General features: G+C 47.4%; 8 protein-coding genes. 6 read left to right on the forward strand and 2 right to left on the reverse strand.

Features of this window, described 5'->3' with window-relative positions:
* Positions 1-24 precede the first annotated feature (24 nt).
* The gene (locus ACFQZE_RS00700) at positions 25-1,488 is read right to left on the reverse strand and encodes an MFS transporter (protein WP_379352606.1); all 1,464 of its coding nucleotides are present in this window, start codon (positions 1,486-1,488) and stop codon (positions 25-27) included.
* 650 nt (positions 1,489-2,138) lie between these two features.
* Between ACFQZE_RS00700 and fabI the strand changes: the two genes are divergently transcribed.
* The 3 genes from fabI (at position 2,139) to ACFQZE_RS00715 (ending at position 5,783) form a co-directional block, all read left to right on the forward strand.
* Positions 2,139-2,915, forward strand: a complete 777-nt coding sequence (fabI, locus tag ACFQZE_RS00705) for an enoyl-ACP reductase FabI (protein WP_379355437.1) — start codon at positions 2,139-2,141, stop codon at positions 2,913-2,915.
* Between the two features lie 155 nt (positions 2,916-3,070).
* Positions 3,071-5,038, forward strand: a complete 1,968-nt coding sequence (locus ACFQZE_RS00710; protein WP_379352608.1) for a helix-turn-helix domain-containing protein — start codon at positions 3,071-3,073, stop codon at positions 5,036-5,038.
* 1 nt (position 5,039) lies between these two features.
* Positions 5,040-5,783, forward strand: coding sequence for an IucA/IucC family C-terminal-domain containing protein (locus tag ACFQZE_RS00715; protein ID WP_379352610.1), 744 nt, complete (start codon positions 5,040-5,042; stop codon positions 5,781-5,783).
* A gap of 162 nt (positions 5,784-5,945) precedes the next feature.
* On the opposite strand, the gene ACFQZE_RS00720 is transcribed toward ACFQZE_RS00715, so the two are convergent.
* Positions 5,946-6,602 (reverse strand): DUF2306 domain-containing protein, encoded by a 657-nt coding sequence (locus ACFQZE_RS00720; RefSeq protein WP_379352612.1) that lies wholly within the window; start codon positions 6,600-6,602, stop codon positions 5,946-5,948.
* A gap of 215 nt (positions 6,603-6,817) precedes the next feature.
* Here ACFQZE_RS00720 and ACFQZE_RS00725 point away from each other — a divergent pair, with 215 nt between their 5' ends.
* From ACFQZE_RS00725 to ACFQZE_RS00735, 3 genes are all read left to right on the forward strand, one after another.
* A complete protein-coding gene (locus tag ACFQZE_RS00725; RefSeq protein WP_379352614.1) occupies positions 6,818-7,627 on the forward strand; it encodes an alpha/beta fold hydrolase in 810 nt (269 codons plus the stop codon).
* 280 nt (positions 7,628-7,907) lie between these two features.
* Complete coding sequence (locus ACFQZE_RS00730; RefSeq protein WP_379352616.1) at positions 7,908-9,968, forward strand: fibronectin type III domain-containing protein; 2,061 nt, start codon at positions 7,908-7,910, stop codon at positions 9,966-9,968.
* A gap of 291 nt (positions 9,969-10,259) precedes the next feature.
* Positions 10,260-11,897: a hypothetical protein gene (locus ACFQZE_RS00735; protein WP_379352618.1), complete on the forward strand. Its 1,638-nt coding sequence runs from the start codon at positions 10,260-10,262 to the stop codon at positions 11,895-11,897.
* Positions 11,898-11,903: the final 6 nt, after the last annotated feature.

The following is an 11,903-nucleotide window of genomic DNA, read 5'->3' on the forward strand; positions in this document are numbered from 1 at the left end:
GATAGGCCGGGTTTCATTCATTTTTTATTGATGTGACCGCATCTGATCCTTTTGCCCCCCGACAATGACAACAAGAGCAAATAGAAGCAGGATAACGCCTGTAAACATAAAACCTTCCATCAAATTAAGAGGGAGCCAGCCAAGAACGGATGAGCCGGCAACAACGCCAAGGGAGAAGAAGGCGTAGAAGTAGCCGTAGGCTTTCCCCCGCAGCTCCGCAGGCACAGCTTTAATCAACATCGTATTAATCGATGGGAAGAGCAGAGCAAAGCCAATTCCATATAAGCCAAGTACAAAATAAAGGGCGGTCGTTGAGGCGGATAAGCTAATTAGCAGTTGGCTAATTCCCATCAAAGCGACGCCTAAAGCCGTCGTTTTAAACGGCGCAACGCGGTCGAATATACGGTTGGTCGGCAAGACGAACAATAGTACGGCAATGATGCCGAAGGTGCTCATTAACGTTCCGCTAAGCCGGGAGTCGTAGCCAAGCGATTGAACTTGCAGCGGCAGCAAATAAGCGATAGCGCCTTGGGAAAACATTAAGAAAAAAGCGCCGCCATATGCTTTTGCCACACCGATGTTAAGAATGGAGCTGAGCGGCTTGTTTTCCCCGTTCCGGTCTTCTTTTTTTCCTACTTTAAATTGGCTTAAAAAGAGGGCCGACAGGACGGCAAGCGAAAAGCCGAGTATGGAAACAAACGTAAAGACGGATGGCACGGATGTTTTGCTGGCCATAATTCCGCTGAACGCAGGCCCAATAATGGCCGCCAGCCCAACAAAAGTTCCCGTGAACGCAACCTTTTTCCCTTGTTCGCCGCTTATGGTTGTATTGGCGGAAAACGTAAACGCGGCAGGCACAATGAGGCCGGCTACAAATCCGTGAAAGAGGCGGACAGCAATGAGTACCGAAGGCTGGTCGACGAGATGATAAAGCAGCAAAGCGCCGCTAGAGAGCAGCAGCCCCGCCATAAGCAGCTTGAAGGGTCCGATTTTGTCCGTTAAAATGCCGGAGATAATGTTGCCGACTGTATTGGAAAGCGAATAAAGGCCAATGACAAAACCTGCGACAAATGAGCTGGCGCCGACCGAAGCGGCGAAGGTGCTCATGACCGGCAGCTGCGAAAACAAATCAAAAAAGGAAAAAAAGACGATGCCGTATACGAGCAAAGCGTAATTGAACGGTTTGATTTCATATTTGGCTTGCGCTTTTTTAAGCTGCCAATCCAGCACAAAGTTTCCGAGCGGCACAAAAGCGGCCGCAAACGCCGCCATAGGCCAAAGCAGATTCCATTTCACCCGAATAGCCGCGTAAAAAATGGCCAGCGCATACATAATAAAAATTCCGCCATGGATGGCCCCCGTAATTGCGACGGCTTTATCAAAGCCCCAAATGTATTTCAGAGGCATGGCGATGCCAAGTAAAACTAACAAGGACAAACCGTCCAAAAATCCGGTTACTCGTAAAATGCTAATGGGATGTGCGCGCACTTGTATGGCTCCTAGAGTGAATTTTCGAAGATGTAATATGCCGTTATTATACCATAGAAAACACAATTTTCGCCCGTTGGACGAGCACTGTTTCCCGCCAAAAGAAGGCAAAGTGATGAACTTTGGCTGCATTTTCAAACATGACTTGTGAAAATCAAAACGGCAAGACGGTCCCGCCCGAGCGAGCGCCCTCTTGCCGTTTTAGTTTATCTGTCTTTGGATTTTAACCTCGTTAACATCACAGTCAGAATGACGGATATGATGGCTAAAATAATTAAAATTATGGCTTGCACTCCATTAGTGATGGGCAACGAATATAATATTTTGTCACGAACGAAATATTTGAAAATCAATAAAAAAACAAAATATATGGTGGTAAACACGAGAACGGCATTGATTTTATCGGCTAAATTTTTGATAGCAACCCCTCTTTTCATACGGTTCACTTTCTTTTGAAAAAGGCTATTGCTAATGTAGCACAAGTTTCCAATTCATGAAACTGACCATTCCGCCCCCGGACTTCACGTTTAGCATTGACAGTTGGCAAGCCGGGTTGGTATGATGAAATGAATAAAATTAGTATCAGGTACTAATTGCAGGTACTAATCATTCTAAAATTAATCGGAATTGCGACAGGAGGCCGATAGATGATGAACGGCTTGATGAAAGATTTGAACGTAGTGGTCATGGGTGTGGCGAACGAAAGAAGCATCGCCTGGGGGATTGCGAAGTCGCTTCATCGCGAAGGAGCGCGACTCATTTTCACATATCGGAAGGAGCGTTCCCGGCAAAAGCTGACCCAGCTTCTCGAAAGCGAAGGCATCCGTCCGCTGCTGCTTGTTTCATGCGATGTTTCGGACGATAACAGTATTGAATCTGCTTTTCATCACATAAAAGAGGAAGTCGGCGTCATCCATGGAGTGGCCCATTCGGTTGCTTTTGCAGATAAAGATGAGCTTAAAGGCGGGTATGTTGAAACGTCGCGGGACGGCTACATGCTCGCGCAAAGCACGAGCGCCTATTCTCTAGTTGCTGTAGCTAGAGAGGCGAAAAAGGCGATGGTCGAAGGAGGCAGCATCGTTACTCAAAGCTATATCGGGGCGGAGCGCGTCGTTCGCAATTACAATGTGATGGGAGTGGCAAAAGCAGCTCTTGAAGCCAGCGTCAAATATTTGGCTGAGGATTTGGGCGCCAGCGGAATTCGGGTAAATGCCGTATCGGCTGGACCGATTAAAACATTGGCTGCAAAAGGCGTTTCCGGCTTTAACGATATTTTGTCAACCATAGAAGAAAAGGCTCCGCTTAGGCGTAATATTGATCAGGATGAAGTGGGAGACGCGACCGTCTTTTTGTTAAGCCGCTTGTCTAGAGGAGTTACGGGCGAAGTGCTTCATGTCGACGCGGGCTATCATATCATTGGCGTGTAAAAGGAATAAGGCTGTCGGATAACGATCCGGCAGCCTTATTTTGATAGATTCAGTTTTGTGAACGATAACTCGATGAATATCCATTGCAATTGAGAATAGTTATCAATATAATGGAGAGGTGAAATTTTTTCCAATCGACACGAAGGGTGAGCAGAATGACTTTACAAGAACAGCTGCCGCTATGGAATTATGCTTCAATAAGGGTGCTGGATGTACGGCAATCCACCTTGCTTCCAGGTGAGAGCGTTCACGAGTTTCGGCTGCCGGCAAGCGCGTTTTTGTTTGCTGCTGCGGGCTGCGCTGCCGTTAAAATCGACGGAACAGAACATATAGTGGATCGTTATTTTGTATGCCATGCGGGCAAAGGCGCAGCGGTCGATATCGAACAGGTTTCCAAGGAATTTCAATATTATTTCATTTTTTATAAAGCGGCTGTCGCTCTTCCATGTCGTCAAGAACTGCTCGACATCTATCGAGATCATAATCCGTTCCAAATGCAATACGGCTTTGCGCCTTCTCATCCGCTTGGCTTGCATGTCAGGCTTGAGCAGATGTATGCGCAGTGGCGGCTGGGCCTACAGCTTGAACGTTTTCATGTCCGAGCGTTGTTTCATCAACTCGTATACGAATTGTTGCAACAGCTTCACGAGAGCGGGAATACGGCTATCATTCAGCCTGATATGGCATCACAAGCGGTACGGTTTATCGATGAGCGGTATGCGGACGCATTCAGCCTGCACGATTTGGCGGAGGCGCTTCATTGCAGCCCGAGACAGCTACAGCGTCTTTTTAAGGCGAAGCTTGGGAGCGGGCCAATGGAATATTTGACAAGCGTTCGTATGGAGCATGCCAAAAGAATGCTTGTTTCGACCGACGTTCCGCTTAAAGAAATCGCAGAAGCGGTTGGGTACGGCGACAGCTATTATTTCAGTCGCGCTTTCAAAAAGCATGCTGGGGATGCCCCGTTGCATTACAGAAATAAACGTCGCATAAGTGCATCCATTCTGTCGCGAAATGTCATTGGCCTTGGAAGCAACGTTCCGTATAGTGATGTTTGTGATAATGATTATCACAAACATCATCGAGACAGAGGAGTTATACGGATGAATAGAAGCAATAAGCCAATGTTGGCCGTCAGTTTGATGCTAAGTTTTATTTTGTTGCTTGGGGCGTGCTCGGCAGGTGCCGGAACAAGCCATAACAGCGGAGGAGCAAGCCCTACTGCGTCTTCATCCGCGATCTCTTCACCGGTTGCTAGCGCCGTTCCAACCGCGGAGCAAGCCTACCCCGTCGTAATCAAACATATGAAAGGCGAATATACGCTGGAGCAGCGGCCTGAAAAAATTGCCGTACTGGATACTAAATTTGCCGATCAGTTGGTGACGCTAGGAGAGCAGCCGGCAGGCAGCGTAAAAGCGGCGGCCGACACCACGGATTTTCCAGCTTATTTAATGGACAAGATGTCGGAAACGAAGCTTCTTGGAACTCGCGACGAGCCTAATATGGAAGCGATATTGGAAATGGACCCCGACTTGATCATTTGCACCGAGTTTCAAGAGGAGGTTTATGAGCAGTTGTCCATGATCGCTCCAACCATCATGCTCGAATTTGACGAGGATTGGCGCGATACGCTCTCTACATTTGGTAAAATGGTGGGCAAACAAGAGGAAGCCGGGAACGTTCTGAAAGCTTATGAGGAGAAAACAGCCAAGCTGAAGGAAGAGTTGAAAGCAAAGCTGGGCGAAGAGACGGTAGCGCTCATCCGTCCTCGCGATGACGGAATACGGGTGCATACGCCAGGCCACCGCACCGCAGCCATTCTATACAATGATCTTGGTTTGCTTGCTCCGGAGCAAGTAACGGCAGAGAAGGATACCGCGTATCATATTGCGCTTGAAGCATTCCCGGCGGTGGGGGCCGATCATTATTTTCTTGTGAACGATGCAATGTTTAAAAGCGTAGTAGAGGAGTTCCAAGCGACGGAAACGTGGAAATCGGTTGAAGCTGTCAAGCAAAATCGGGTTTATGCTGTGGAATCCGCCACTTGGATCGCCTACTACGGCCCAATTGCGATCAATATGGTTGTCGATGAGGTCGCCGACATTTTTTTAGGTCAAAGCTAAAATGAGAAGCACGTTAACGGAAGAGGAATGGGCCTATTTATCGTCCAGATTCGGCTTGACGGCGGGCAGTGGCAGCAAGCAGCCATCCATAAGCTCGGTTACAACGGGTGAATTGCTGGATTTGCGTCAATGCGAGGCTTATTTGGATCAATGGGGGGCGGAAATCGGCTCCCCTTCCAGAAGAGCGACGGCTTCCATGCTGGCGAAGCGGTACGCCTTTCTTCTGCTGGCTCCAGCATTATACGCGATGTCGGTTTGGAATAAAGAGCTTCAGGCAAGTGCTGCCCATTGCGTGCTGGAGTTACCGAACGAGGGGAGTGCGTCCAAATTTCCCAACCTCGTTTTAAAAGAAACGTTCGTAAGTGCGCCTGAAGCAGGGAAAAGAAAAGAGTGGCGGGAAGAAACGATAAGCAAGCTGTTTGCGGGACACTTTTCGCTTCTCCTCCGCACTCTGTCTGAGGCAGGCCATGTTCCGAGAGCGATTTTATGGGAAAACGCTTTTGTTCGAATCGCACCGTTATATGAAGATGAAATAGAGGAGCAGCGTCATCCCTCCGTATCGGAGCGTCTGCACGACGACTTTCAGTTTATTATTCGAAAGGCATCCGCAAATTTGTACGGAGAGCGGCGTCATCCGTTTTCCGGTTTTGTACCGGGAGGAAATCGCGTTACTTGTTGTCTCTATTATGAAATGGCACCGGAATATTGCCGCGCTTGTCCGAAACCTCTCGGTTCCAGAGCATAGGTAGGCTTGGCCGCAATGCCGCTGCATGTACAAGCTGAGTACGACTAACGCTCATTGCTACTGCACATTGCAATAAATAGGGCTTATGAACAAAGCCGCCTTCAAAGGTACAGCCTACTTTCCGGCTTCCTCTGAGGCGGCTTTTTGCTTATTTGTGCGAGGTTAATTTGCAATCGCTTTGGCGATTTCGGGCCGAATGTCCAGGACGTGGCGAATGGCGTATTCGGCTAGAGCAAATAAAGTAATAATCGCGGCATAGATGCCGATTGTATAGCTTTCTGTATATGGCATCTGGAAGCCGTAATGCAAAATCGACGTGTACAAATGGATGAACATATTGGTAAAACAAAAGGCAAAGCTGCGCACGATCCATTTCCGGTGCTGGTCGATTTGTTTTTTCTTCGCTTTTACAATGGCTATAACCGTCATCGCGAACCAAATCATGCTCAGTACATTAAAGGCGATGCTCGTCGTTCTGCCTCCAGTGGAGTAAGGGGCCATATAGCCGGAAGTGAGCACAACAAAAAAGACGCACAGCAAATAAAGATAGCCGTTTATCCGGTGCCATTTGCGAAATTTATTTTGAAACGTTTTGGAAAAGTTGACGATGCCAATGATCATCGCGGCAGAAGCGAGTATGGCGTGAACGCGCATAACGGCCATCCAGACCCCTTTGTTTTCCGGGTACCTAGAACCGGGCTTATGGCTTAGAAACGACGATGCGCCGGGATCGCGGAAACCGTACATATAAATGATGTAAAAAATAAAGACAGATGCGGCGACGGCAACCAAGACGTAAAAATTTCTTTTTTTGCTCATGCTATGGCAGCCTCATTTCTAAAAATTAAGCAGAATCAGGCGGTTCTTCTTTTATTTTAATCGAGACGGGCATAGCTGCGCTTTTCAAATGTTACAAATGTGGGACGAGTTGTTGACGATGATTTGAAGTTTATGTGCAAATAAGTCGCATACCCCTTAGCTGCAAGTCATAACATGAACTGCAAGGAACTATGCGGCCGAGTGGAGGTAGAGCGATGTACATCGAGGTGGAGAACGGGGTACACATATTTGTACAGGATTTAAATCCGGGACCGGGCAGCAAACCGATTTTTTTCGTTCATGGATGGCCTTTGAATCATAATATGTTTCAATATCAGTTTAACGTGTTGCCGGAGCACGGATTTCGGTGTATCAGCCTGGATATTCGGGGGAACGGAGCGTCGTCCAAACCGTGGGGAGGCTACACATACGACCGGATGGCGGATGATGTTTATACGGTGCTGGAGACGCTTAAGCTGGAAAATGCGACTTTGGTCGGATTTTCCATAGGCGGGGCAATTTCAATCCGGTATATGTCGAGGCATAAGGGGCATCGCATAGGTAAGCTGGCTTTGGTCGATGCCGTCTCCCCGTCGTTTGTCAAAGCGCCTGATTCTCCTTACGGCGTTCCGAAAGAAGTGGCGGATGGCCTCATCCATCAAATGTACATGAATATGCCTCAGCTTCTGCAAGATACGACGCTTATGTTTTTTAACCGCAACTTAGGTACGCCGACATCGAATTGGTTTGTGGATATGGGCCTGCACTCTGCTTCATATGCGCTTATTAAAATGATGCAGGCTGCGGCCGAAGAAAATGTAACCAAAGATTTAAGCCAAATTGCTGTGCCTACCGCTATTTTCCATGGCGTTCATGATCAGCTTATCTCGATAAAAAGCGCTGAGCTCACACAGCAGCAAATAAAAGGCTCCAAGCTGTTTCCGTTTGGCAATAGCGGGCATGGAACGCCGATTGAACAAGCGGATGATTTCAATCAAGCGCTGATGCAATTTGTAAATGGATAACTCATATGACCCCATTTCAACGGCAGAGATGCCGTTTTTTTGTTGGGTCTATAGTCTTTATAAATTGGAATGATAGAGAAATTTGACTAAATGGTGACAATTGCGCCTTTTGGCCTTCTTTCGACATTTAGACAATTTTTTTCGACAGCTTTTACAATTTTGAGCGGGTATATTGATTGGCAGGCTGTCCCTAAATCTGGACCTTTCTAAACAAAGACATAGAGAGAGAGGGAGATGCCAATAGAAAAAGAGATAGATAAAAGAGTAGGAGAGATGGAAGATGTTAAAGGGAAATTTTGGACGTTTTGTATTAGCAGTTGCCTTACTAGTGTCGCTGATTGGCGGCAACGGACCCGTTTATGCGGTGGACTCCTCGGCAGCCGGGGGGAAAGAAGCTGTGGTCCAATCCTCGGACCAAATCGTCATTAAGTTCAAAGAAGGCGTGAACGTCACTTACGCTGACGGTGCGGAGCAGTCCCTGCGCGCTTTGGGAGATGCCTCTGTTACGAGTCTATTGTCCCAATTCGGTGATTTAAAGCTGAACCGGCTTTTTGATTCTTTTAGCGATGCTGCGTTAGTGAAAGACAGCCGGACAGAAGTGTTCCAACGTTACTTCACCTCTGAAGTTCCAAAGGGAACAGATGTGGCTAAGCTGCTCGCGGGGCTAAACAAATCTGCGCTTGTCGAAACGGCTTATTTGGCTCCAACGGCTATTTCCGATCCAGTCGTTCCTTATGCTCCCAATACAACTCCGGTACAGCACGGAGACGATCCGCTTTTCGCGAATCAGGCTTATGGACAAGCTGCTCCGGAAGGAATTAACTCCCCCTATGCATGGCAGTTCGAAGGCGGCGACGGCAAAGGTATAACTTATGTCGATGTAGAACAAGGCTGGGCTCTTCAACACGAGGATTTGGCCGCGCACAATATTCAAGCGTTGCCAAGCGTGCTAATGCCTACCTCCGCAAGTCACGGTTCTTCGGTATTAGGCGTTATCTCCGCAGTAGACAATGCTATTGGCCATGCCGGATTAGCCAATAAGGCGACTCCCAAAATCAACTCCTGGAGAAGGCTGGACGGATCGAGCAATATCGCGGAAGCTATTTTGACATCGGTGCCTGTTCTACAGAGGGGCGACGTTATTTTAATAGAGGTGCAGAGCGTGTCCAGCACTTCAAACGGCCAATGGGTGCCGATGGAAGTGTTTCAGGCGGAATTTGACGCCATTCGTTATGCGACCGACCAAGGCATTACTGTAGTCGAAGCGGGAGCGAACGGCTCTGTCAACCTGGATACGTATCAGGATCATAACGGCAAATATATATTAAATCGCAATAGTCCCGATTTCAGAGATTCCGGCGCCGTTATGGTAGGGGCGGCCTCTTCAGCCGTACCGCATGACCGGATGTATTTCTCCAGCTTCGGCAATCGAATCGACAGTTACGGATACGGAGAAAATGTTCATACGCTAAGCGCAATCGACTTAAACTCTACGACGGGCTATACCACGTATTTCGCCGGCACATCGTCCGCTTCTCCAATCGTTACGTCGGCCGTTATCTCCTTGCAAGGCATAGCCAAAGCTCAGTACGGCAAGCCTTACAGCCCCGAGGAGGTGCGCAGCTTCCTCAGAAATACGAGCTGGAATACGCCTTCAGCTAATCCCGGCGCAGATCAGATTGGATATATGCCTAATTTAAAAAATATTATCGATCATATGCCTGCACCGGCGGCGACAACGGGCGACACTGCTGCTCCAAGCGCTCCATTAAATTTGGCTGCATCGAACGTCACTTCAAACAGCGTCCAATTGACATGGTCGGCTTCCACTGACAACGTTGGAGTGACGGGATACGACATTTTCCGAAACGGTCTTAAGGTCGGAACGGCAGCGGGAACTTCCTTTGCGGCTTCCGGATTGACAGGCTCGACGACCTATACCTTTGCGGTCAAAGCAAAAGACGCGGCTGGCAACGTTTCTGCGGCAAGCCAATCCGTTTCCGTCACGACGAGTCCGCAGCAGCAGCTAGGTCAAACGTTTGTGGTGAGTGTTCCTGCGAACACGCCCGCCAATGCCGCAATTTATATGTATGTGCATGGCTACAATAATAGCTGGTCGGTTAACGACCCGAACTTCAAGCTGACCAAGCAAACCAATGGAACGTACACCATTACGCTCAATATTCCAATTGGAACAACGATTAACTACAATTTCAGCAGAGGAACATGGGGCACTATGGAAACAAACAACAGCGGAGGGTATGTCTCTCCACGGCTGTACACTGTATCGAGCAGTACAAATACGGTTCCGGTTGCCGTTGCGCGCTGGTCGGATTTGTAATCGGTCATAGCAGTCCATTCCAAAAAGAAGCGCTCTTGGCTCAACGGTCAAGGGCGCTTCTTTTTAGTTGAAAAAAAAGTAAAAACCGCTAAGGCTGGACGCTGCGCGGTTTTTTGGTTTTTGTGGAATATTCTTTCATTATTCTTTTATTTGTCTATTATAAACTTAAAGGTAGAGATGCCGTCTTTCAGAGAAAGGGTGAGCGCGTGGCGGAGCGTTTGTATCTAGTGGAATTATAACAATTGCTAGTTTTAGAAGGAACCAACTTTAACAATGGAGGCTGAATCGGTTATGAAAAACAACCTTATTTTTGAGCAATACGACATGGTCGTATCCGTTACCCAAAAGACGATTAACGACCAGCTTACTCATCTTATGCAAATGGACGTCATTCGTCCGCAGTTCATTGTTGCTCAAGGTATAGATCTCGTCGCAAAAAATTATACCTATCAAGTTTTGGAATCCGCGGACGAGATTCCGAAAAATGGGGACGGCACCCCAATAAACGCATACATCGACGGAATGATCCACCCGCAGATTGACATTGTAGAGAACGGTTCGAATATTGTATTTGTGCTCCATTTCTTATCGGGAACGGCTTATTTGTGGAACGGCGTAGGACGGTTTGCGGAACTAGTCGCTTACGATATGACCGATTGGAAATACGGGGTCAGCATTAATTTGGATTTAAAGACGGTGGAGAAGGATGCATTGTCCAAAAGCAACGCGGTGCCTGATCTCGTCAAAAATCAGCTTTATAATTTCATAGACAATATGTTTTCCGTAAGTTCTCTGTTTATGGACTTTGAATCCGTCGACCTTCTGAGGTTTGAGCCGGCGCATACGGATACGGGGAAAGAAGCGGGAGACTCCGGCTGCCAGCAATTTATACTATTTATGCAATTTTATTTAAAAGAGCTTCAAGAGAAGGGCAATCCCTATATTTTAGGTTATGCAGTAAGCCAAACCCCTGAAACGGCCGTGCCCGAACACTTGCAAGTACCCGATTCGCTCAAACCGATAGGGACAACTTTTACAATGTATCATGATTCTGCCAATCAGGACATGAGCACATTAAACTTTGTTCTCGCCACTAAGGGCGGACACGGCTCTATTTCCGGCACGCCTGGGACGTTCGACACCAACTGGATTGGAACATCGGAGCAGTGCGACGCAAAGATGATTTATTCGCATGCCGTCCTAGTGGAAGAGTTTTTTCTAAAGCCCGTTTTTGATCAAATGAGTACACAAATCTATAACAATATTAAAGATATGATCAATGTAGGTGTGGGAAACGACTACAACAACGCGAAGAAAGCATTCGTCAATTCCGATGGCACGTATGGGTTTACTTACAATATTTCGGACGTCAATTCCGGAGACAACCAATACGTCAACACGTTTTCGGTTACCGTTGTAAACGATTTCGCCCAGTCCAAGCTTGATTTCAACTTTAAAGGGCATATTGCCTTGTATAAAGATGTATCGAGGAATATGGGCTTCTGTACTGCTCATGCCTACGCAGGGGGGAGTGTCGACTGGAGCGGAACGGTTTCGTTAATTGCATCGGTTGACAACAACAATCCGGTTCTGTCCATCACAAACAACTTCAAAATCGATAACTCCTCATCCGATTCCGGCAAAAACGATTGCGCTAAAGCGTTTTCCGTAATTGGTGATATTCTCAAATTTGTTCTCGATAAACTTACTCTATTTACGGCAGTGGATTTCTTCAACGATCTGCTCGATGGGGCATTCAAGCTGGATACTCCTGGTATTGGAAATATCGGCGTCGTGTTTGGAAATCTCTCGAACGTGTGTAAAACAACGATTATTCTTCCTGCCGGCCAAGTGTTTTATTTCAAAAATCCTTCATCCGACAATGAAGGCAATTTTTCGCTTCAATTGACGTATAAGGCTGAAAACTAATCGGTT

Origin of the sequence: Paenibacillus sp. GCM10027627 (assembly GCF_042675505.1) — a bacterium.
GTDB lineage: Bacteria > Bacillota > Bacilli > Paenibacillales > Paenibacillaceae > Pristimantibacillus.